Origin of the sequence: Thermotoga sp. 38H-to, from assembly GCF_011057665.1 — a bacterium.
GTDB lineage: Bacteria > Thermotogota > Thermotogae > Thermotogales > Thermotogaceae > Thermotoga.
Genome location: NZ_LNFZ01000004.1, coordinates 104,435 through 124,904, shown reverse-complemented (window position 1 = coordinate 124,904; position 20,470 = coordinate 104,435). Strand labels below are relative to the sequence as shown.

The window sequence follows — 20,470 nt, the reverse complement described above, 5'->3', positions numbered from 1 at the left end:
ATCACACAACGAAGGGGGTAAGTAACATGGAAGTACTGAAGGTATCGTCGAAGTCCGATCCTAACAAGGTCGCTGGTGCTATTGCCGGTGTGGTGAGGGAGCACGGTAAAGCGGAGATTCAGGCCATTGGAGCCGGTGCAGTGAACCAGGCAGTGAAGGCCATCGCCATTGCGCGGGGGTACCTGGCACCGAGTGGTATCGATCTCGTTTTCGTTCCTGCCTTCACGGACGTCGAGATCGAAAACGAAAAGCGGACAGCCATCAAGTTCATAGTCTTTCCAAAAAGCTGAAGGGGAGCATCAGCTCCCCTTTGATTTTTCCCATTTCTTGTTTCACTCCTCGAGGATCCTTTCCGCTTCATCCCTGTAAGATTCCATAACGTATGGAATTCCTGAGATTTCTGCTGCGTCTTTTGTGAGAGCGATGAGATCTTTCCTGGAAAGAGCAGAGAGCCTGAACTTTCTCGCACCCGCCATGAGTTGCTGCAGACCCGTTTTGAACTTCTGAACGAACGTGTAGACTCCTATGGCACCAAGAGGCAATTTCTTGACTTCTTCCTCTCCAAATCGGGATCTCAGTTCTTCGTAGGTGACGAAGATTTCCTCTACGGTTGTTCCGTATTTCGAAACTGTCTTCGGCAAGTTTCCACTCTTGAGCCACTCGCCTATGTTCTTTCCCACCATCGCGGGTATCATGAGAGCCCTTCCCATACAGACGGCCTTCACGTACGGAGAACCCATCGCAATGGCCTTGAGAACACCGTCTTCTGTGGAGAAACCGCCGGCTATGGCTATGTCAGGAACCCTGATTCCTCTCCTGCTCAACTTTTCCGCGAATTGATACGTCAAAGCCTCGAGGTAGAACGTAGGAATTCCCCACTCGTTCATCATCGGCCACGGGCTCATACCCGTTCCACCCGGTGCTCCATCGACGGTGATCAAATCCACCTTCGCCTCAGCACCGTATCTGAGAGCCATGGCAAGTTCAACAGCCGAGTAAGCTCCCGTCTTCAAGGTGATCCGCTTGAATCCGAGTTTTCTGAGTCTTTCCACTTCTTTTAGGAAGGATTCCTTAGAGACAAAACCAAGTCTTGAGTGTCTTTCGAACTCCTTGATTTCTCCTTCTTTGAACGCTCTCTGGACTTCCGGAAGTTCGGGATCGGGGAGAACTATATAACCTCTTCTTTTCAGTTCCAGAGCGCGTTCAAGGGATCTCACCTTTATCTCTCCACCGATGCTCTTGGCTCCCTGCCCCCACTTGAGCTCAATGGTTTCGATGCCGTGTTTGTTTATAACGTACTCCGCAACACCCAGCCTTGTATCCTCAACGTTCATTTGAATAAGTATTTCACCGTATTCCCCGTCGTGGTATCTCTTGTATATTTCTATTCTCCTGTCGAGTTCCGGTGATTTCTTCACTTTTCCGTTGCTGTCGAGTTCCAGATCCGGATCGACACCCGCTACATTTTCTCCACAGACAACCGTTATTCCACTGATGGCAGCTCCCACCGCTATGTGATCCCAGTTCTTCCTCGCGATTTCTGTGGAACCGAGTGCCCCCGTGAATATGGGAACCTTCATCTTCACTTTGATGTCCCAGCCGTACTCTGTGGTTGTATCAACGTTCGTGAATATTGCGGTGTCAGGACCTGGTTCCACTCCTTCGGGAAGACCTTCCGCACCGCGTGCGTACCCGAGAATGTTAAGGTGTGAGTAGTCAACAGGATAGTCCTTGACGGCACCCGCGGTGATTTCACCAAACGGGCCCGGGTAGAGTACCTCCCTTCCTCTAAACGACGCGAGCCAAATCTCGCAGCCACCGGTGCATCCGTCAATACACCTGGAACATATGCCAGACATAGGAACAACATCTCTTGAACGATTGAACGTTCCAGTTGCTTCATTCGCATTTGGTCTTCTCAGGTTTCCCATCGCTGTCCCTCCTTGACAAAAAGTGAATTTATATTCCGGTAGTTTTTTTAATTATAGAACAAACAAACGACATCACAAAGTAGTCAATGTGTTGTAATATTTATGGATAGGAGGTAAAAAACATGAAGAGAAACATCATCATACTCATACTCATGATAGTGTTCGTATTTGTTTTTGGAACGGTTGCCTTTCACCTGATAGAAGGGTGGAACCTTTTCGATTCATTTTTCTTCACGCTCATCACAGTTTCCACGGTGGGATACTCTATTCCTGAGAACCTCTCTCAAGCTGGAAAGGTGATAGCTTCCATTCTCATAAGCGCTGGTGTGACGATCGTGCTGTACGGTTTCACATCGGTGACATCGATGATCGTTGAGGGACACATAGGAGAGTACTTCAGGAACAGGAGGATGAAAAAGATGATAGATAAACTCAGAGAACACTTCATCGTAGTGGGAGCGGGAAGAACAGGAAGGCACACCACCCTGGAGATAATGAAAGCAAAGAAGCCCTTTGTTGTGATAGATCAATCGGAAGAAGCAATCGCCAGACTCAAAGATTTTCTGGGAGAGGAATTCCCCTACGTTGTGGGAGATGCCACAGAAGAAGAAATTCTCATGAAAGCGGGGGTTGAAAGGGCTCGTTCTCTTGTGGTGACACTTCCCGACGACGCGAAAAGCACGTTCGTTGTTCTCACCGCAAAGTCCTTGAATCCGAATCTCGAGATTGTATCCAGAGTCTCTGACATGAAGGCTTTGAGCAAGCTCGTTTACGCGGGGGCGGACAAAGTGATCGCTACATCGGAGCTCGCGGGTGTGAGGCTCGCTCAGATGGCTCTCAATCCCACTACTATAAGCTTCCTGGACATTCTCTCCTTCGGCGAGGAATCCTTTAGAATAGAGGAAGTGGTAATACCCCCAGAGAGTCCTGTTGCCAACAAAACGCTCGGTGAAATAAACCTTGCGAAGAGAGCCGGAACCATCGTCATTGCGATCAGACGTGGAGGAGAGGTGATCTTCAACCCGACGGGAGACACGAAGATACTCCCGGAGGACAGGCTCATGGTGGTGGGAAAAAGCGATCACTTCGAAAAACTCCACAGATTAATCGAGGAGGGATAGAATGATACTCGTGTATTCGACCTTTCCAAATGAAGAAAAAGCGCTCGAGATAGGAAGAAAACTCCTCGAGAAAAGGCTAATAGCTTGCTTCAACGCGTTCGAAATCAGATCCGGATACTGGTGGAAAGGTGAAATCGTTCAAGACAAAGAGTGGGCGGCTATTTTCAAGACTACAGAAGAAAAAGAAAAGGAACTCTACGAAGAGTTGAGAAAACTTCATCCATACGAAACACCCGCGATCTTCACACTGAAGGTGGAAAACGTCCTGACTGAATACATGAACTGGCTCAGAGAATCTGTTCTATGATCTGAACAGCTTCCTCCACAGTCCACGCCTGATGAATCTCTACGATTCTTCTGTTGTCCAGGTACTTTCCGTCTATCAGAACCTGAGAGATCCTGTCCGTCCACCCACCCGTTCCTCTCAGCAGGATCACAGGCTTCCCTAGCGCATAAGCTCCCAGAATCTCTATCGCTGTTCCAATCTCTCCGCCAATCGAGACAACTACATCTGCGTTTCTCAAAAGAACGAAAGATCTCATCTGAAAGTCAAGGCCTGTTTTCACGGCGACGGAAAGATACGGATTCCCCGCTTCTTCATCGGGAAGTATTCCCACCACGGTTCCGCCCGCTTCTCTGACCCCCTGAGATACGAGTTCCATCACACCGTCTCTTCCGCCGTTGAACACGAGGTACCCTTTCTTTGCCAGGGTTCTTCCAAGTTCCAGACAAATATCTCGAAGTTCCGACACCGGAGATTTGTTCACCGGTCCGGAGTATCCGACAACGACGACTTTTTTCACGTTCCGAGGTACACCTCCCTCACTGTTTCGTCTTCCAAAATTCTTTCAGGAGAACCTTCGGCGAGGATCTCTCCCTTGTAGATGACGTAGATCCTGTCAGCGATTTCAACGAGTTCATCGACGTTGTGGTCGGTGATGACGATTCCGAAATTTTTCTGCTTCAATTCCAGGGTCATTTTTTGAATTTCTTTCACAGTCTTCGGATCTATTCCGCTGAAGGGTTCATCGAGCAGAATGAAAGCGGGATTCAAACACATCATTCTTGCGAGTTCTAGCTTTCTCTTCTCTCCCCCGGAAAGAAAGCTCGCGGGTTGATTCTCGAGGTGTTTCAGATGGAATTCGTGGAGGAGTTCTTCTATTTTTCTTTCTCTTTTTTCTTTATCTTTCTCATGGAAGCGAAGCACGAGGTCTATGTTTTCCCTCACAGTGAGGCCCCCGAAGATCGAAGTCTCCTGCTGAAGATAGGTGATACCGAGTCTTGCTCTCCTGTAAACGGGAAACTTCGTTATATCAACATCCCTGAAGATGATCTTTCCCGAAGTCGGTACAACGACACCAAGAATCATGTTGAAAATAGTGGTCTTCCCGGCTCCGTTGGGACCGAGAAGACCGACTATCTCACCCCTGTGAAACTCCAGATTCACTCCGTTCACGACGTATCTTCTGCCGAACCTCTTTTTGAGGTTCTCGCACCTCAAAACATCCATCATTTCTGATTGATGTAAGCGATCACCTGGTCTGTTATATCGTAAGATGGCTTTCCATAGAGAACCATCTGTTTCGCAATCACAAGATCGTATCCCATAACACTCGCGTATTCCTGGATTTTACTCACAACTTCTTTCATCACTTCCTGAATCTTCTGCTGGTATTCAGTCTTCAGAAGATTTTCGTATTCAGCCTTTTTCGAGAGAATCTCCTTCTGTTTTGCCTGTATCTCTTCCTGAGATCTTCCTTCTTCCTGCATCTTTTTGAGCTCATCCTCCATCTCCTTCAACTTGTTCTGATAGAAAGAATAGTCTCTCTTGTACTTTTCGTTCAGATCCTGCCACTTGTAGTAACTCTCTGTCGCTTTTTCAACATCGACGTAGGCTACCCTCAGGGAAGGGCTCGAGGAACTCTGTGAAACGAGTAGCGTTGCAAGGAGAACACCTGCCAGAACGAGGGGTAGGAGCAGTTTCTTCATGCTTATTCCTCCTTTCAAAATGTGATTTTTCCTCTTATTTTCTCCAGCGTCTTTTCACCTATTCCAGGCACGTCCAGAAGATCTTCGGGAGAACGAAAGGGACCGTTTTTCTCTCGGTACTCGACAATGGCTTTTGCCTTTACCTCACCTATGTAGGGAAGGGTTTCGAGTTCTTCAACCGAAGCTGTGTTCACGTTCAGTTTTGTGACTTCTCTTTTGATATGTTGTTCAACTCCTTCGACGGTCACATATCTGGAAATCTTCTCCAGGGTTTTTTCTCCGATTCCAGAGACGTTCTTCAATTCTTCCACGCTCGAAAATCCACCATGTGACTCTCTGTAATCGATGATCCTCTGGGCTTTCACAGGCCCGATCCCTGGAATCGACATCAAGTCTTCCAGAGAAGCGGTGTTCAGCTCCACAGGAAAGGCGACAACCTTCTGAGAGGATGTTGTGTCCTCTTCTGTTTTCGTTTCTCGTTCCATAACAATTCCAAGCAATATGAAGAAAACAAGTGCCACGAATAGAATTGTTCTTTGATGTTGCTTTCTGAGTCTCAAGGACTGATCAGCCTCCCGGCGTATCCCGGCCTGTTCACCTTCACCCGCTTCATGATGTCTTCCCAGTTCAGTTTTTCAAAGTAATCTTCGGCAAGTCGGAGTGTTGGAAAAGCTCCCACCACCACGGAGTAGTACTTCTTATCCAGTTTCTGGAAGGCGTAAACGTAGGAAGGATAACCTGCCACTCTCAAATCGTAAGCGAGTTCTTTTGAAATACTCTCAGACAGCGTTGTTATCACAAAGACTCCATAAAGGGACCTCTGGGCAACCTGCGAGAAATCCTCGAACTCACCGAGGAGCACCACCGAATAGGTGTCCGTTGAAACAGGAGAAATGAGATACGGAAGACCCGACCTCCTGATGATCCTCAGAGCATCTTCCTTCTTCACAACGAAGGAAGAAACCACCTGATCTTCAGAGACGAAATCCGCCATCTCGTCTCTCAACTTCTCGTAGTCGAACTCCTCGAATTCCACGAGGAGGGGAGTCGGTGGAGGTGTTACCGAAATGGATGCCTCTATTTCTTCAGGTATCTTCAACTCCACGGGCTTTATCTCCACGATCTCTACTTTCACGTTCCTGAGCTGGAATTTCAAATAAATATTCCAGGACAGCAGAGCTATAGCCACACCGAAAATAACTACGATCAGCCAGAACAAAAACCTTGACTGGCCATCGGAGAGAGTGATTCTGGCCATCTCTCACGCCCCCAGATACCTGATGAGAAGATCGACCGTTGCCTCAACGTCATCTGGTGCGATCATCTCACTGGGTGAGTGAACGTATCGTGTGGGAATAGACACCGTGGCCGAAGGAATTCCTTCTTTAGTCCGCTGGTACCCCATGGCGTTCGTACCGCCGAACGTCAGAACCTCCATCTGATACTTTATATCGAATTTTTCCGCGATTTCTATCAAATTTTCGAGGATGCGTTTGCTGCTGATCGATGCCCTGTCTTTCACTTTCAGAGCGGGTCCACCGGAGAGCCTCATTGCGTGTCTCTTGATGGCCTTCGGAGTGTCTGCCGAATCAGTCACATCGATCGCGATGGCCTCGTCCGCTGGTACGCCGTACCCCGCTACCGAGGCACCGACCAGTCCCACTTCTTCCTGAACACTGAAAACACCGTAGAGCGTAACAGCGGGTTTGATTCTTTTGAAAACTTCCACGATCACGGCACATCCTATCCTGTCATCCATCGCCTTCGAGACGTATTTCCCGGAAACCTCAACGAATCCACTGTCGTAGACACCGAAGCTTCCAATCGGACACATCTTCTGCGCTTCTTCCCTGGAATTTGCACCGATATCGACGAACAGCCTGTCGAATGAGAGCTTTCTCACATTCTCCTGCCTTTCTTCTGTTGTTTCACCTTCCATACCAACAACGCCTATTGTACCGTTTTCGAACCTGATCCTTTTTCCAAGAAGCATGTACGGAGAGACACCGCCGACGGGTTCTATCGTCAGAAATCCCTTGTCGTCCACATTTGTGACGACAACACCTATCTCATCTATGTGAGCGTCCAGTATCACCTTTTTCTCGCCGCTTCCTTTCCAAACAATGAGATTGCCGAGCCCATCGATCCTGTGGCCATCTATGTGCCCTTCGAGTTCCTCGAGGATGATTCTTCTCACCTCTTCTTCCCGTCCACTTGGGCCAAAGGCTTCCGTCAGCTTCCTGATCAGTTCCTTCATGAGACCACCTCCACGATTTTTCCTTCCTCGACAAGTACTTTTATGAGTTTCTTCGTGTTTTCGTAGTCGTTCAAATCTATGATCGAATTCGGACTGTGGATGTACCGTGCTGGAGTGGAGATCACACCTGCTGGCACTCCGTAGGCGGTTCTGGCGTAACGTCCCGCGTCCGTTCCCCCAGCGGTTCTTCTCTTCATCTGAAACGGAATGTCGTTGTTCTTCGCTGTATCCACGATAGTTTGAAAGATCTCCTTTGGGATCACGTATCCCCTGTGAAAAAAGGTGATGGCAGGACCGTCACCCAGATGTGTTGCCCATTTCCTTTCCTCCAGTTCCGGATTGTCGCCGGCCGTGGTGGTTTCCACGACGATGGCACAGGTGGGTTTCAGCTGTTCCACCACAACTGCACTTCCACGAAGTCCCGTCTCTTCCTGAACTGTGAAGACAAAGTACGTATCGTAGGCAGGACTCACACCGCTTTCGAGAACATCGATCAGAACAGAACACCCCGCTCTGTCGTCGAACGCTTTCCCGACTGCCCGGCCGTTCTTTTCGATGTAATCACTCACGAAAGAGACGTAGTCTCCTATTGATACGTACTTTTTCGCTTCGTCTGCAGAAGAAAAACCAAAATCAATTCTCAGATTCTCAAACCTTGGGGGAGTGTTCTCTTCATCGCGCTGAAGGTGGATCGGTCTGTAGCCGATAACTCCTTTGAGATTCTTCACCTGAACCACCTTTCCGGGAAGTATCCTGGAATCGACTCCTCCAATGGGCAAGAACGCCACTTTTCCGTCCTTTTCTATTTTGCTCACAACGAAACCGACCTCATCCATGTGAGCCGAAACGAGCAGTTTTTTCGAAGAATCTCTTCCTCTTTTCAAAGCTATCAAATTCCCAAGGACATCGGTGTAAAGGTTGTCAACGAGACTTTCTATCTTTGACTTTATGAAATCCCTGACCTTCCCTTCATCTCCAGACACACCCGGTATCATCGAAAGTTCTTTGAGATACATCTGTCACACCTCCAGTTCTACCGCGACAAGGGAGAGAAGTCTTGCGAGTTCCTCCACATCGCGCGGGTCCACCATTTCAACGGGAGTGTGCATGTACTTCAAGGGAATGGATATGAGAGACGTTCTAACACCGTTTCGAACAAGCTGAACGAAATCCGTTTCCGTGCCGGACCTTCCACCAACCGCTTCTTCCTGAAGAGAAACGTTGTGTTTATTCGCTATCTCGATGACCTTCTGAACAAGATTCCTATCCACAACCGGTCCCAGGCCTATCACCGGACCTTTTCCAAGCTCTATGTGATCACTGAATGGAGGCTCGGAAGCGAACGTAACGTCCATCACGATCGCCACGTCGGGGTTTATCTCGTACGCGCCTGTGAGAGCCCCCAGACACCCTGTCTCTTCCTGAACAGAAAAGACCACATAGACATCCCATGGGTGATCGTACTTTTTGAGAAATTCGAGTGCTTTCACAAGAACTCCACAGCTCGCTCTGTTGTCCAAAGCCTTCCCAACCACCTTCCCATTCGTTTCGAAAGCCGTCTGATCTATCACTGCAATGTCACCTACACGAACATCTCTTTCACACAGAGATAAATCGACGAAGATTTCATCGTATGTGAGGACTTTCTTTCTGGATTCCGAATCTTGCAAGTGTGGAGCGAGCATTCCGATCACACCGTGTTCGATCCCGTTTTTTGTGTAGATACGGATTTTCGAAGCATAAACGACCTTCGGATCCACTCCACCCACGGGCTCGAGTCTGGCGAACTGCCCCTCCACCTTCGAAACAACAAAACCGATTTCATCCACGTGGGCAAAAAACGCGAGTTTTCCTATCCCTTTTCCCTTTTTGTATCCGATCAGACTTCCGTGGCGGGTTGTTTTCGCTTCGTCCACGAAAGGTTCAATGACTGACTTTATGTAAGAAACCACATTCGTCTCGTAACCTGAAGGGCCGTCGAGGTTCGACAGTTCCACCAAGAGTTTTCCGGTTTCCATCTTCATTCACTCCTTTCGAAGCTCACCTTGTCGAACGGTTCGATCACTATCCGATTTCCCTTCACATGTGCAATAGAAGGTACGTTCTCTTCTCCTTTGGAATGCGTGATAAAACCCGCTATTTGAATGAGGGAGGTTTGAAGATCGAGGGCGGCTACCACAGCCTGTTCTCCTTCGTTCAATCCCGCACGTATGTTGCCCTGCGCTTTTCCAAAGACGACAACAGAACCCCCGGCAAGGATTTCAGCTCCCTTGTTCACGTTTCCGAAGACTATCACATCACCGGAATGAACAACAGTCTGACCGGATCGAATATTCCTTTTTATCACTTTACCGGTGCTTTCAACCGTCGTTCGTGACTGCACTCTCAGATCGTTTTCCTTTCCCTCAACAGTGCTTCCAACGAGTATCTGTGAGACTTCAAGACCGAGATTTCTCAGGTGAGAAACGATCTTTGGGATATCTTGAGAGTGTTTGTTGTGATTCTCGATCATCAGAGAGATCCTGTCTCCCTTGGCAAAAAATCCCCCCATCTGTGTAATGCGAGCGGAGATCGCGTTCAAGACTTCTTCGAGGTTCTGATAATCTTTTATGAGGAGTATAAGGCCTTCCTTTGTCATCTTGAAATCCACCATTCCTATCACCTCATCTTTAGATTCTATCATGTTTAAAATAATAATCGGAGGTGTCTGAAATGAGACTGATAACGTTCGATGCTTCGTACGATCCCATCGCTGAAGAAAGCAAAACTGTGCGGGTCTATGTCTTTGAACCGGAGAAGATTGAACGCAATCTGATCTTCCTTCACGGGATAGGAAACGGAAATATTCCATACCTTCTCTGGTTTGGAGAGAAGTTCAGAGAGTACAACATCAAAACCTGGTTTCTCATCCTTCCCTATCACGAAAAACGTGCACCGGAGAACTGGTCTGGAGGAGAGCCTTTCTACCACTCTTCACCCTCTTTCTGTGTGAAGCGATTCGACGAGGCTGTGCAGGACGTGATCGATCTGGTTGATGTTGTGAAGAGAGACAATGACAAGCCCATTTCGTTGATGGGCTTCAGCTTCGGAGGAATGATAACAACCATAGCACTCGCCCGTGAAAAACGAATCGAAAAGGGTGTTATCTGCTGTTCTGGTGGAGACTGGAGATGGATCAACTGGTATTCACCTTACACGGAGAGATTGAGAGAACTCTACAGGAAGAATGGAAACGAATACGGTTGTAGATCGGAGAAGGATTGTATCAAGAACAGAAGGAATGCCCCTGAGATTATCAAGTCGTTCAACTCCATCGAAGATATCAGAAAAAAACCACCGGTGGGTTGCTATTTCTACGACCCGGCATCTTTCGCTCCGTTCGTTGACCAGAAAGTGCTATTCTTCTGGGCGCTCTTCGACCGTGTGATACCATACCAGTCTTACGCGTGCCTTCACAAGCTTCTCAAGAACAAGAAGACCGTTTATCTTCCATCGGGTCATAAAGGTTCTTACTTCTTCAGGAGATACATCGCAAAAAGAGTGGTGAGGTTCTTAATAGATGATGAGTGAGTAAAGCGTTGCGATTATGAACGGTATGAACATGAAGCTCCACGCCACCTTGAAAAATTCCTTGAAACTCACCGTGTGTTTCGTGTACTTTTCCAGAAGGGAAAGACCAACTATGTTCTGAACGGCTCCAAGAGGTGTCAGGTTCGTTCCAAGATTCGCACCGACGGCGTACACCCACCACAGTGAAGCGGGGAAACCCTGCGAGACGAGAATTTTCAGTGTGGGAGCGATTATGAGAGTTGCGGGAACAGCACTCAGGAAAGCAGTGGAAAGGATGGAGATCCATGTTACCGTGGCAACGAACAGGAATCTGTTGAAAGATAGAGCTTTCAGGAAACTGGCTATGACTTCCATAACACCGATTTGTTCCAGAGAGTACGAGATGATGAAGAGGCCTGTGTAGAAGAACAGCGTGTCCCAGTCTATTCCTTCTGACACTTTTTCGAAATTCTTTCCAAGCATGAGAAGAAGCGCACAGGCAGCTATGAGCGCTATCAACGAAAGCTCTACTTCCACGAAGGAATGAAGACCGAACAACACCAGAGTCGAGAGGAAAACAAACAGCGATTTTTTGAGAACCACCGGGTCTGTGATCGATCGTTTCGGGTCCACGCTGAGAAGATTTCTAAGCTTTTCAAAGGCTTTTTCATCGATGCGAACGTACCTCTTGAAGAGGAAAAAGACGACTACAAACATGAGAACAGTTACAAGCCCCATGTTCTTCAGAAAATCGTTGAAGCTGAGTCCGCTTATCGAACCAAGTACGATGTTCAAAGGACTTCCGATGAGTGTTGACATTCCTCCGATGTTGTCTATGAAGATCGTGAAGAGAAAGAAAGGCACGGGATTCACTTCCATCGTATCGAGGATCAAAAACAGTATAGGAGAAACGAGAATGATGGTGATCAAATTGTCGAGGAACGCGGAGGTTACAGCGGTGAGTACCATAAGGAAGGCGAACAGAAGCCAGAATCTACCCCTGGAAATCTTTATAGCGGAAATTGCAAGATATTCGAAAAAACCAGTCCCCTTCAATATGTGAACGATGATCATCATTCCTAAGAGAAGCCCCAGTGTGTTGAAATCGACCACTTCACCTATGTTTTTAAGATCGAGGCCTTCGACAACTTTTATTGCCATGAGAACGAGTGCAATGAGCAGGGTTACAACGGATTTGGCGATCTTTCCGAATATGATGAAGTAGTAAGCGAGGATCGCAAACAATAGAACTAACATTGCTTCGTTCATACTCTTCGCCTCCCTGTCACGGGATTATTCTAACACCGGTTTTTTTAAAATTATTATTCAAAAAAGTGAATTCCACGGCAAGAATGGTAGAATAAAAACCAAAGGAGTGAAAGGGTATGAAAATGTGGGATGCAATCATGAAAATGTTTTTCGGTGAACACCACCATCATTGCTACGGCCCGGCGGTTTCTCCACCGGGTGTGTGATGGTGGGAGATCGCACGGGCCACGTCGAGAAGACGTGGCCTTTTCGTTTGTTAGGGAGGTGGATTTCTTGGATTTCGAGAAGGTGTTTTCGTTCTACAGTAAAGCCACGAAAAAAGGATTCTCACCGTTCTTCGTCCCAGCGCTCGAAAAGGCAGAAGAGCCGGCGGGGAATTTTTTCCTCGACAGAAAGGGCAATCTTTTCTCCATCAGAGAAGATTTCACAAAAACCGTCCTCAACCATCGTAAAAGATATTCCCCCGATTCTCAAATCAAGGTCTGGTACGCCGATTTCGTTTACAGATACTCGGGAAGCGATTTGGTGGCGGAGTATCAACTTGGACTCGAAAAGGTTCCAAGGAACTCCTTGGACGATTCGCTGGAAGTTCTTGAGATCATCGTCGAAAGTGCATCGGAATTTTTTGAAGGTCCGGTGATAGTGGAAATAGGACACACCGGTGTTTACGAGGATCTACTGAAAGAAATTCCGAAGGACCTCCACGAGAAGGTTCTGAATCTCATCGACACGAAAAACCTCGCGGAAATCGAGTTTCTCTCTCACATGAAGAAAATTGATCTTTCCAGGGTAGAGAAGATTATCGAAGACAGCATATACCGGAGATCACCGGAACATTTGAAGACGATGGATCTCCCGCTTTCAGTGAGGGAAGATCTGCTTTCGGCATCTTCCTTCCTTCAGGAGAAGTTCCCCACCGTTTCCGTTGAGATCGATCTCACCCTTGCGAGAACGATCGAAGAGTACTGTGGCCTGATATTCACCATCTACGACACATCTTCTTCCAGACTCGTAGCTGCCGGCGGAGAGTACACAGTGAACGGAGAAAAAGGTGTGGGTGGATCCATCTTTCTGGAGGGAAAAACATGCTGAAACTGGCAATCCCCAAAGGAAGGTTAGAAGAGAAGGTGATGACCTACCTGAAAAAAACGGGAGTTATTTTCGAAAGGGAGTCTTCTATTCTTCGGGAAGGGAAGGATATCGTCTGTTTCATGGTGAGACCGTTCGATGTACCAACGTATCTCGTTCACGGAGTGGCAGACATTGGATTCTGTGGAACCGATGTACTCCTCGAAAAAGAAACTAGTCTCATTCAGCCCTTCTTCATTCCCACAAACATTAGCAGAATGGTTCTTGCCGGTCCGAAGGGAAGGGGAATACCAGAGGGTGAAAAGAGAATCGCCACGAAGTTTCCGAACGTAACTCAGAGATACTGCGAATCCAAAGGATGGCACTGTCGCATAATACCACTGAAGGGTTCTGTCGAACTCGCTCCAATAGCCGGACTCTCAGATCTCATCGTGGACATCACCGAAACGGGAAGAACACTGAAAGAGAACAACCTGGAGATTCTCGATGAAATATTCGTCATAAGAACCCATGTTGTGGTGAATCCGGTGAGTTACAGAACGAAAAGAGAAGAGGTGGTTTCCTTCCTTGAAAAGCTCCAGGAGGTGATCGAACATGATTCTAATGAACAATCCCGGGGATAAAGAAGTGCTCAGACTATTGAAACAAAGGATGGAATCTGTATCGCAGGTGGAAGAGACCGTAAAAGAAATCATCAGGAGAGTGAAAGAAGAAGGAGACAGAGCCCTCGAGGAATTCCTCAAAAGGTTCGAGAAGCACCCGGTGGGCATCGAGAACCTTCGTGTCACAGAGAAGGAAATATCGGAAGCCCAAGTAGAGGAAGAATTCGTTGAAACGATAAAAATCGTGATAGAAGACCTGAAGGAATTCCATCGAAGACAGGAGGAAAGATCTTTCTTTTTCACGACGAAGGGTGGAAGCTTCCTTGGAGAGATGGTTGTTCCTCTCGAGAGTGTGGGAATCTACGTTCCTGGGGGAAAGGTTCCGTACTTTTCCACGCTCCTCATGTGCGCGGTTCCCGCTATCGTTGCTGGTGTGGAAAGGATCGCTGTCACAACACCACCGAATGAAAACGGAGGCATCTCTCCATACATCCTGAAAACCTGCGAAATCCTCGGTCTGAAGGAGATCTACCGGATGGGAGGGGCTCACGCGGTAGCCGCCCTCACATACGGCACGGAAACAGTGAAACCCGTTGACAAGATCGTGGGACCCGGTGGAGTCTTCGTCACGCTCGCAAAGAAACACGTTTACGGAGACGTTGGAATCGATTCCATAGCGGGTCCCAGCGAGATTGCGATCGTGACAGACGGCAGTGCCGACCTGGATCTCATAGCCGCGGATTTCCTCTCCCAGGCAGAGCACGACGAGAACGCGATGAGTGTGGTGATAACCACTTCGAAAGAAGTCTTCGAAAAATTACCTCAGGTCATTGAAAGACACCTGGAAGCTCTTCCAGAAGAGAGAAGAAAAACGGCCAGGATTTCAACGGAAAATTTCGGTACCATCATCTTGACGGACAGTCTGAAAAGGGCCTTTGAGATCTCCAACCTCATCGCCCCCGAACATCTGGAGGTCCTCGTGGAAAACCCGTTTGAGTCACTGGGATACATAAAGAACGCGGGATCTGTCTTCCTCGGAAAGTACACCTGCGAGTCTGTGGGAGACTACGGTGCGGGACCGAACCACGTTCTTCCCACCTTCAGATCCGCGAGGTTCTCCTCTGGACTCAGGGTTTCCGATTTCACGAAGAAGATATTCATCACACACCTCTCCGAAGAAGATTTCAGAAGAAAGGGCGAGCTTTACTCGAAGATGGCGCGCTGGGAAGGTTTTGAAGCCCACGCTCGGGCGATAGACATCAGGAGGGAAAAGCTGTGAATCCTCTCGATTTGATTGCAAAGAGGGCGTATCCATACGAAACCGAAAAGAGAGACAAAACCTACCTTGCGCTGAATGAAAATCCGTTTCCCTTTCCAGAGGACCTCGTGGATGAAGTGTTTCGACGATTGAACAGCGACGCCCTGAGGATCTACTACGACTCCCCCGATGAAGAATTAATAGAAAAGATACTCTCATACCTCGACACCGATTTCCTTTCGAAAAACAACGTCTCTGTGGGAAACGGAGCGGATGAGATCATCTACGTGATGATGCTCATGTTCGACCGTTCCGTCTTCTTTCCCCCGACCTACAGCTGTTACAGAATCTTTGCGAAGGCAGTTGGAGCGAAATTCCTGGAAGTGCCGCTCACGAAAGATCTGAGGATACCTGAGGTGAATGTGGGAGAAGGAGACGTTGTTTTCATTCCGAACCCGAACAATCCAACGGGCCATGTCTTCGAAAGAGAGGAAATAGAAAGAATCCTGAAAACGGGTGCCTTCGTTGCGCTGGACGAAGCCTACTACGAATTCCACGGAGAAAGTTATGTGGATCTTCTGAAGAAATACGAAAATCTCGCTGTGATCAGGACTTTCTCGAAAGCATTTTCCCTGGCAGCGCAACGTATCGGATACGTTGTGGCCTCGGAGAAGTTCATTGACGCTTACAACAGAGTGAGACTTCCTTTCAACGTGAGCTACGTCTCCCAGATGTTCGCAAAGGTAGCTCTCGATCACAGAGAGATCTTTGAAGAAAGAACGAAGTTCATCGTGGAAGAACGCGAGAGAATGAAGAGTGCCCTCAGAAAAATGGGATACCGAATCGCCGATTCCAGAGGAAACTTCGTGTTCGTATTCATGGAGAAGGAAGAAAAAGAAAGACTTCTCGAACACCTCCGGGCGAAGAACATCGCCGTTCGCAGTTTCAGGGAAGGTGTTAGAATCACTATCGGAAAACGTGAAGAGAACGATATGATTCTCAGAGAACTGGAGGTGTTCAAATGACGGTAGAAAGATTGGAAAACGGTGTGATCGTTCAGAGAAACACTAACGAGATCGAGATTTCCATAACGCTCGACACGGTACACGGAAAACTCGAAGGAAGCACGGGGGTGAAGTTTTTCGATCACCTTCTGAACACCTTCTGTCATTACTCTGGCTTAGGTCTCAGAGTGAGCACCTGCGAAAGCAAAGACGGCATCCTTCACCACCTGATAGAGGACTTCGGTATTTCACTGGGTCTCGCGTTCAGGGAGCTTTTCGACTACACGAAAGTGAGAAGATTCGGTGAAGCCACCGTTCCCATGAACGAAGCGCTGGTGGGATGCTACGTGGATCTTTCCGGAAGGCCCTTCTTCCAGAAGAATTTCGAATTCTCCGTTGAAAAGATAGAAGACATGCCCGTCGAAGGATTCGAGGAGTTCATGTGCGGATTCGTAAACCATGCAAGGATCACGGTCCACTTCTTCAAATTCTTTGGAAAGAACGACCATCACATTTCTGAATCTGCCATGAAATCTTTTGGACTCGCGATCGCCCGGGCTCTGGAGGGGTCGGAAAAAAAGACCACTAAGGGTGTGATAGATTGAGGATCGGAATAATCTCTGTTGGTCCGGGAAACATAATGAACCTGTACCGTGGAGTGAAGAGGGCATCAGAAAATTTTGAGGATGTTTCGATAGAACTCGTGGAGTCACCTCAAGACGATCTGTACGATCTTCTGTTCATCCCGGGTGTAGGACACTTCGGCGAAGGAATGAGACGACTCAGAGAGAACGGTCTTGTTGAGTTCATAAAAAAACACGTCGAAGATGGAAAATACGTGGTCGGAGTCTGCCTTGGAATGCAGCTCCTTTTTGAAGAGAGCGAAGAGGCACCCGGCGTAAAGGGTCTTTCTCTCATAGAAGGAAACGTCGTGAAACTGAAGAGTAGAAGACTTCCACACATGGGCTGGAACGAGGTGATCTTCAAAGACACGTTTCCGAACGGGTATTACTACTTCGTCCACACCTACAGAGCCGTGTGCAAAGAGGAACACGTTCTGGGAACAACGGAATACGACGGTGAGATCTTTCCATCCGCGGTGAGGAAGGGGAGAATTCTGGGTTTTCAGTTCCATCCCGAAAAGAGTTCAAAAATCGGAAGAAAACTGCTTGAGAAGGTGATCGAATGCTCGTTGTCCCGGCGATAGATCTCTTCAGAGGAAAAGTAGCGAGAATGATAAAAGGAAGAAAAGAGAACACCATATTTTACGAAAAAGATCCCGTAGAACTGGTGGAAAAACTCATCGAAGAAGGATTCACACTGATTCATATGGTGGATCTCTCGAAGGCGATAGAAAACAGCGGCGAGAATCTTCCAGTTCTCGAGAAACTCTCCGAATTTGCCGAGCACATACAGATCGGAGGCGGGATCAGATCGCTCGATTACGCGGAAAAACTCCGAAAGCTGGGATACAGAAGACAGATCGTGAGCTCAAAGGTTCTGGAAGATCCTTCTTTCCTGAAATCTCTGAGAGAAATCGATGTGGAGCCCGTGTTCAGCCTGGACACTCGAGGTGGCAGAGTCGCGTTCAAAGGGTGGCTGGCGGAAGAGGAGATCGATCCTGTTTCTCTTCTGAAGAGACTGAAAGAATACGGTCTTGAAGAGATCGTACACACGGAGATCGAAAAAGATGGCACTCTTCAGGAGCACGATTTTTCTCTCACCAAAAAGATAGCGATCGAAGCTGAGGTGAAAGTACTCGCAGCGGGTGGTATCTCTTCAGAGAGCTCTTTGAAAACAGCGCAGAAGGTTCACATAGAAACGAACGGGCTTCTCAAAGGTGTGATCGTGGGAAGGGCGTTTCTGGAGGGAATTCTCACAGTTGAGGTGATGAAGAGATATGCTCGCTAAAAGAATAATCGCGTGTCTCGACGTGAAAGACGGCCGTGTGGTAAAGGGAACGAACTTCGAAAACCTCAGGGACAGCGGTGATCCTGTCGAACTGGGAAAGTTCTATTCCGAAATTGGAATAGACGAACTCGTTTTTCTGGATATCACCGCGTCCGTTGAGAAGAGGAAAACCATGCTGGAACTGGTCGAAAAGGTGGCCGAGCAGATCGACATTCCGTTCACCGTTGGAGGAGGTATCCACGACTTCGAAACGGCCTCGGAGCTCATTCTCCGGGGTGCGGACAAGGTGAGCATAAACACGGCGGCTGTGGAGGATCCTTCCCTGATCACGAAGATCGCCCGAACTTTCGGAAGCCAGGCCGTCGTCGTGGCGATAGATGCAAAAAGGGTGGATGGAGAGTTCGTGGTCTTCACCTACTCCGGAAAGAAGAACACGGGCATACTTCTGAGAGACTGGGTGGTTGAAGTAGAAAGGAGAGGGGCAGGAGAGATTCTACTCACCAGTATCGACAGAGACGGCACGAAAGCAGGTTACGACACGGAGATGATAAGGTTTGTGAGACCACTGACTACGCTTCCCATCATCGCTTCTGGTGGTGCGGGAAAAATGGAACATTTCCTTGAAGCGTTTCTGGCGGGTGCCGACGCTGCCCTTGCGGCTTCTGTTTTTCATTTCAGAGAGATCGATGTGAGAGAATTGAAAGAATATCTCAAAAAACACGGAGTGAACGTGAGACTGGAGGGGTTGCGATGACGCTCTATCCGGTGGTGGTCCAGGAGAGAACAACGGGTGAAGTGTTGATGTTGGCCTACGCGAACGAGGAGGCTTTGGAGCTCACCAAGAAAACGGGATACGCGCATTTCTTTTCGAGGGAGAGGCAGAAAATCTGGAAAAAGGGAGAGACCTCTGGAAACACGATGAGAGTGGTTGAAATAAGAAGAGACTGCGATGACGATGCTTACCTGTACATCGTCGATTTTCCAGAAGACAAGGTGGCGTGTCACACGGGAAACAGATCCTGTTTTTTCAAGGTGGAACACAGATTTGAAGAAACGGGCTCTCCCACCTTCTGGCTGGATCTCTACAGACTCGTTAAAAAAAGAAAAGAAGAGATGCCGGAAGGTTCCTACACGTCGAAGCTCTTCAGGGAAGGCAAGGGAAAAATTGCCAAAAAGTTCGGTGAAGAAGCGGTAGAGGTGATCACAGGGTATCTCCAGAATGACAAAGAAAACCTCGTCTGGGAAATAGCGGACATGATCTACCACCTCACCGTCCTCATGGTCGACGCTGGTGTCACTATCCAGGATGTCATGAAGGAGCTCGAAAAGAGAAGAAAGTGATCAGCCAAATTCCTCCGGTGGATCTGAAAGCCCGAATTCGTGGAGAATCGCCTTCACTATGCGCTCTGAAGCCCTGCCATCCCCGAATGGATTCACGGCTTTCGCCATTTTTTCGTATTCTTCTCTGTCCAAAAGAAGCTTTTTTGCGAGTTCGAATATTCTTTCTTCCTCCACTCCTCCCAAAACGGCAACACCCGCTTCGATCGCTTCGGGCCTTTCAGTTTCCCTTCTCAGAACGATCACCGGCTTTCCGAGGGCCGGTGCCTCTTCCTGTATTCCTCCAGAGTCCGTCATGATGAGATAGCTTCTTGCCATCAGATTGTGCATGTCTATCACATTCACGGGGTCGATCAAGAAGACTCTCTCCATGTTTTCGAGCATCGGGAAGACGATCTCTCTCACGGCGGGGTTCATGTGAACCGGGTAAATCACCCTCACATCTTCGAATTCTTCAACGATCCTTCTCACTGCTTTACAGATGTTTTCAAGGGGCTTTCCGATGTTCTCTCTTCTATGGGAAGTGAGAAGGATGTACCTTCCGTCGGAAAAATCCATATTCCTCAAAACCGGATTCTCAAAAACGTGGTTCTCCTTCACGGTGTACCTGAGGGCGTCTATCACCGTGTTTCCAGTCACGTAGATCTTTCCCATGACGTTTTCCCTAAGAAGGTTCTCTCTGTTCCTCTTTGTAGGTGCGAAATGCAGTGTAGAAAGAACACCCGTTAGTCTTCTGTTGATCTCCTCTGGGAAAGGGGAGTACCTGTCATTTGTTCTCAAGCCTGCTTCAACGTGGCCAACCGGGATCCTGTGATAGAAGGCCGCGAGTGCTCCTGCGAACGTAGTCGTTGTGTCTCCCTGAACCAGTACGATATCCGGTTTTAACTCTTCAATCAAATCGTAGAGACCCGACAGTGCGTTCACAGTTATATCGGCAAGACTCTGCCGCTCTTTCATTATGTTCAGGTCAAAATCCGGTTTTATATCGAAAACTTCCAGCACCTGGTCCAGCATCTGTCTGTGCTGAGCGGTGACACAGACCAAACTTTCCACGTTTCGTTCTTCTTCGAGTTTTTTCACGAGAGGTGCCATCTTTATTGCTTCGGGTCTTGTTCCGAAGACGCTGAGAACTCTGATCACGTCCTCCACCTC

General features: G+C 48.1%; 25 protein-coding genes. 13 read left to right on the top strand and 12 right to left on the bottom strand.

Annotated features, from left to right (window positions below; genetic code table 11):
- The first annotated feature begins 26 nt into the window (after positions 1-26).
- Positions 27-290: a stage V sporulation protein S gene (locus AS158_RS09180; protein ID WP_004080441.1), complete on the top strand. Its 264-nt coding sequence runs from the start codon at positions 27-29 to the stop codon at positions 288-290.
- A 42-nt stretch (positions 291-332) separates the two neighbouring features.
- Here AS158_RS09180 and AS158_RS09175 read toward each other — a convergent pair whose 3' ends face one another.
- Complete coding sequence (locus AS158_RS09175) at positions 333-1,931, bottom strand: FMN-binding glutamate synthase family protein (protein WP_038053539.1); 1,599 nt, start codon at positions 1,929-1,931, stop codon at positions 333-335.
- Positions 1,932-2,053: 122 nt separating this feature from the next.
- Here AS158_RS09175 and AS158_RS09170 point away from each other — a divergent pair, with 122 nt between their 5' ends.
- A complete protein-coding gene (locus AS158_RS09170; protein WP_038053543.1) occupies positions 2,054-3,052 on the top strand; it encodes a potassium channel protein in 999 nt (332 codons plus the stop codon).
- A 1-nt stretch (position 3,053) separates the two neighbouring features.
- Positions 3,054-3,359, top strand: a complete 306-nt coding sequence (gene cutA, locus AS158_RS09165; protein WP_004080448.1) for a divalent-cation tolerance protein CutA — start codon at positions 3,054-3,056, stop codon at positions 3,357-3,359.
- Here cutA and AS158_RS09160 read toward each other — a convergent pair.
- Genes AS158_RS09160 through minC form a run of 9 tightly spaced genes read right to left on the bottom strand, consistent with a single transcriptional unit; the run spans position 3,340 to position 9,951 of the window.
- Entirely contained in the window at positions 3,340-3,855 is a 516-nt protein-coding gene (locus tag AS158_RS09160) for a TIGR00725 family protein (RefSeq protein ID WP_004080450.1), read from the bottom strand. The genes cutA and AS158_RS09160 overlap by 20 nt on opposite strands.
- On the bottom strand, positions 3,852-4,565 hold the full coding sequence (gene lptB, locus AS158_RS09155; protein WP_004080452.1) for an LPS export ABC transporter ATP-binding protein: 714 nt from the start codon (positions 4,563-4,565) through the stop codon (positions 3,852-3,854). Before lptB ends, AS158_RS09160 begins: the two co-directional genes overlap by 4 nt.
- Positions 4,562-5,041, bottom strand: coding sequence for an OmpH family outer membrane protein (locus tag AS158_RS09150; protein WP_004080454.1), 480 nt, complete (start codon positions 5,039-5,041; stop codon positions 4,562-4,564). The genes lptB and AS158_RS09150 overlap by 4 nt, the downstream gene beginning before the upstream one ends.
- A 14-nt stretch (positions 5,042-5,055) precedes the next feature.
- Positions 5,056-5,601, bottom strand: coding sequence for a ComEA family DNA-binding protein (locus AS158_RS09145; RefSeq protein ID WP_012311322.1), 546 nt, complete (start codon positions 5,599-5,601; stop codon positions 5,056-5,058).
- Positions 5,598-6,299 (bottom strand): hypothetical protein, encoded by a 702-nt coding sequence (locus tag AS158_RS09140; RefSeq protein WP_012311323.1) that lies wholly within the window; start codon positions 6,297-6,299, stop codon positions 5,598-5,600. The genes AS158_RS09145 and AS158_RS09140 overlap by 4 nt, the downstream gene beginning before the upstream one ends.
- A 3-nt stretch (positions 6,300-6,302) precedes the next feature.
- Entirely contained in the window at positions 6,303-7,298 is a 996-nt protein-coding gene (locus tag AS158_RS09135; protein WP_012311324.1) for a M42 family metallopeptidase, read from the bottom strand.
- Positions 7,295-8,314, bottom strand: a complete 1,020-nt coding sequence (locus AS158_RS09130) for a M42 family metallopeptidase (RefSeq protein WP_012311325.1) — start codon at positions 8,312-8,314, stop codon at positions 7,295-7,297. The genes AS158_RS09135 and AS158_RS09130 overlap by 4 nt, the downstream gene beginning before the upstream one ends.
- A gap of 3 nt (positions 8,315-8,317) precedes the next feature.
- On the bottom strand, positions 8,318-9,316 hold the full coding sequence (locus AS158_RS09125; protein ID WP_012311326.1) for a M42 family metallopeptidase: 999 nt from the start codon (positions 9,314-9,316) through the stop codon (positions 8,318-8,320).
- 2 nt (positions 9,317-9,318) lie between these two features.
- Positions 9,319-9,951, bottom strand: a complete 633-nt coding sequence (minC, locus tag AS158_RS09120; protein ID WP_012311327.1) for a septum site-determining protein MinC — start codon at positions 9,949-9,951, stop codon at positions 9,319-9,321.
- Between the two features lie 59 nt (positions 9,952-10,010).
- On the opposite strand from minC, the gene AS158_RS09115 reads away from it, so the two are divergent.
- Positions 10,011-10,868, top strand: coding sequence for an alpha/beta fold hydrolase (locus tag AS158_RS09115; RefSeq protein ID WP_012896631.1), 858 nt, complete (start codon positions 10,011-10,013; stop codon positions 10,866-10,868).
- On the opposite strand, the gene AS158_RS09110 is transcribed toward AS158_RS09115, so the two are convergent.
- Positions 10,851-12,116 carry an ArsB/NhaD family transporter gene (locus tag AS158_RS09110; protein ID WP_004080471.1) on the bottom strand — a complete coding sequence of 422 codons (1,266 nt, stop codon included), beginning with the start codon at positions 12,114-12,116 and terminating at the stop codon, positions 10,851-10,853. The genes AS158_RS09115 and AS158_RS09110 overlap by 18 nt on opposite strands.
- Positions 12,117-12,380: 264 nt before the next feature.
- Between AS158_RS09110 and AS158_RS09105 the strand changes: the two genes are divergently transcribed.
- From AS158_RS09105 to hisIE, 9 genes are read left to right on the top strand one after another with little or no spacing between them, the layout of a single operon-like run.
- Positions 12,381-13,208, top strand: coding sequence for a HisS family protein (locus AS158_RS09105; RefSeq protein WP_010865251.1), 828 nt, complete (start codon positions 12,381-12,383; stop codon positions 13,206-13,208).
- Positions 13,202-13,828, top strand: coding sequence for an ATP phosphoribosyltransferase (gene hisG / locus AS158_RS09100; RefSeq protein ID WP_004080478.1), 627 nt, complete (start codon positions 13,202-13,204; stop codon positions 13,826-13,828). The genes AS158_RS09105 and hisG overlap by 7 nt, the downstream gene beginning before the upstream one ends.
- Positions 13,800-15,086 (top strand): histidinol dehydrogenase, encoded by a 1,287-nt coding sequence (hisD, locus tag AS158_RS09095; protein ID WP_165304897.1) that lies wholly within the window; start codon positions 13,800-13,802, stop codon positions 15,084-15,086. Before hisG ends, hisD begins: the two co-directional genes overlap by 29 nt.
- The gene (gene hisC, locus AS158_RS09090) at positions 15,083-16,090 is read left to right on the top strand and encodes a histidinol-phosphate transaminase (protein ID WP_165304896.1); all 1,008 of its coding nucleotides are present in this window, start codon (positions 15,083-15,085) and stop codon (positions 16,088-16,090) included. Before hisD ends, hisC begins: the two co-directional genes overlap by 4 nt.
- Positions 16,087-16,674 (top strand): imidazoleglycerol-phosphate dehydratase, encoded by a 588-nt coding sequence (locus AS158_RS09085; RefSeq protein ID WP_165304895.1) that lies wholly within the window; start codon positions 16,087-16,089, stop codon positions 16,672-16,674. Before hisC ends, AS158_RS09085 begins: the two co-directional genes overlap by 4 nt.
- Positions 16,671-17,276 (top strand): imidazole glycerol phosphate synthase subunit HisH, encoded by a 606-nt coding sequence (gene hisH / locus AS158_RS09080; protein WP_038053628.1) that lies wholly within the window; start codon positions 16,671-16,673, stop codon positions 17,274-17,276. Before AS158_RS09085 ends, hisH begins: the two co-directional genes overlap by 4 nt.
- Positions 17,255-17,980, top strand: a complete 726-nt coding sequence (gene hisA, locus AS158_RS09075) for a 1-(5-phosphoribosyl)-5-((5-phosphoribosylamino)methylideneamino)imidazole-4-carboxamide isomerase (protein WP_165304894.1) — start codon at positions 17,255-17,257, stop codon at positions 17,978-17,980. Before hisH ends, hisA begins: the two co-directional genes overlap by 22 nt.
- Positions 17,970-18,734: an imidazole glycerol phosphate synthase subunit HisF gene (gene hisF, locus AS158_RS09070; RefSeq protein WP_038053631.1), complete on the top strand. Its 765-nt coding sequence runs from the start codon at positions 17,970-17,972 to the stop codon at positions 18,732-18,734. The genes hisA and hisF overlap by 11 nt, the downstream gene beginning before the upstream one ends.
- Entirely contained in the window at positions 18,731-19,321 is a 591-nt protein-coding gene (hisIE, locus tag AS158_RS09065; protein ID WP_165304892.1) for a bifunctional phosphoribosyl-AMP cyclohydrolase/phosphoribosyl-ATP diphosphatase HisIE, read from the top strand. The genes hisF and hisIE overlap by 4 nt, the downstream gene beginning before the upstream one ends.
- Here hisIE and wecB read toward each other — a convergent pair whose 3' ends face one another.
- Positions 19,322-20,458, bottom strand: coding sequence for a UDP-N-acetylglucosamine 2-epimerase (non-hydrolyzing) (gene wecB / locus AS158_RS09060; protein WP_165304891.1), 1,137 nt, complete (start codon positions 20,456-20,458; stop codon positions 19,322-19,324).
- Positions 20,459-20,470: the final 12 nt, after the last annotated feature.

What these genes read in the sequence shown, in the direction of transcription:
- AS158_RS09140 (WP_012311323.1), bottom strand. Translation starts at nt 6,299, where the DNA reads ATGGCCAGAATCACTCTCTCCGATGGCCAGTCAAGGTTTTTGTTCTGG.
- AS158_RS09125 (WP_012311326.1), bottom strand. Translation starts at nt 9,316, where the DNA reads ATGGAAACCGGAAAACTCTTGGTGGAACTGTCGAACCTCGACGGCCCT.
- minC (WP_012311327.1), bottom strand. Translation starts at nt 9,951, where the DNA reads ATGGTGGATTTCAAGATGACAAAGGAAGGCCTTATACTCCTCATAAAA.
- AS158_RS09150 (WP_004080454.1), bottom strand. Translation starts at nt 5,041, where the DNA reads ATGAAGAAACTGCTCCTACCCCTCGTTCTGGCAGGTGTTCTCCTTGCA.
- AS158_RS09085 (WP_165304895.1), top strand. Translation starts at nt 16,087, where the DNA reads ATGACGGTAGAAAGATTGGAAAACGGTGTGATCGTTCAGAGAAACACT.
- hisIE (WP_165304892.1), top strand. Translation starts at nt 18,731, where the DNA reads ATGACGCTCTATCCGGTGGTGGTCCAGGAGAGAACAACGGGTGAAGTG.
- AS158_RS09170 (WP_038053543.1), top strand. Translation starts at nt 2,054, where the DNA reads ATGAAGAGAAACATCATCATACTCATACTCATGATAGTGTTCGTATTT.
- AS158_RS09110 (WP_004080471.1), bottom strand. Translation starts at nt 12,116, where the DNA reads ATGAACGAAGCAATGTTAGTTCTATTGTTTGCGATCCTCGCTTACTAC.
- hisA (WP_165304894.1), top strand. Translation starts at nt 17,255, where the DNA reads ATGCTCGTTGTCCCGGCGATAGATCTCTTCAGAGGAAAAGTAGCGAGA.
- hisD (WP_165304897.1), top strand. Translation starts at nt 13,800, where the DNA reads ATGATTCTAATGAACAATCCCGGGGATAAAGAAGTGCTCAGACTATTG.
- hisG (WP_004080478.1), top strand. Translation starts at nt 13,202, where the DNA reads ATGCTGAAACTGGCAATCCCCAAAGGAAGGTTAGAAGAGAAGGTGATG.
- cutA (WP_004080448.1), top strand. Translation starts at nt 3,054, where the DNA reads ATGATACTCGTGTATTCGACCTTTCCAAATGAAGAAAAAGCGCTCGAG.
- AS158_RS09175 (WP_038053539.1), bottom strand. Translation starts at nt 1,931, where the DNA reads ATGGGAAACCTGAGAAGACCAAATGCGAATGAAGCAACTGGAACGTTC.
- hisF (WP_038053631.1), top strand. Translation starts at nt 17,970, where the DNA reads ATGCTCGCTAAAAGAATAATCGCGTGTCTCGACGTGAAAGACGGCCGT.
- AS158_RS09180 (WP_004080441.1), top strand. Translation starts at nt 27, where the DNA reads ATGGAAGTACTGAAGGTATCGTCGAAGTCCGATCCTAACAAGGTCGCT.
- AS158_RS09130 (WP_012311325.1), bottom strand. Translation starts at nt 8,314, where the DNA reads ATGTATCTCAAAGAACTTTCGATGATACCGGGTGTGTCTGGAGATGAA.
- AS158_RS09115 (WP_012896631.1), top strand. Translation starts at nt 10,011, where the DNA reads ATGAGACTGATAACGTTCGATGCTTCGTACGATCCCATCGCTGAAGAA.
- AS158_RS09135 (WP_012311324.1), bottom strand. Translation starts at nt 7,298, where the DNA reads ATGAAGGAACTGATCAGGAAGCTGACGGAAGCCTTTGGCCCAAGTGGA.
- lptB (WP_004080452.1), bottom strand. Translation starts at nt 4,565, where the DNA reads ATGATGGATGTTTTGAGGTGCGAGAACCTCAAAAAGAGGTTCGGCAGA.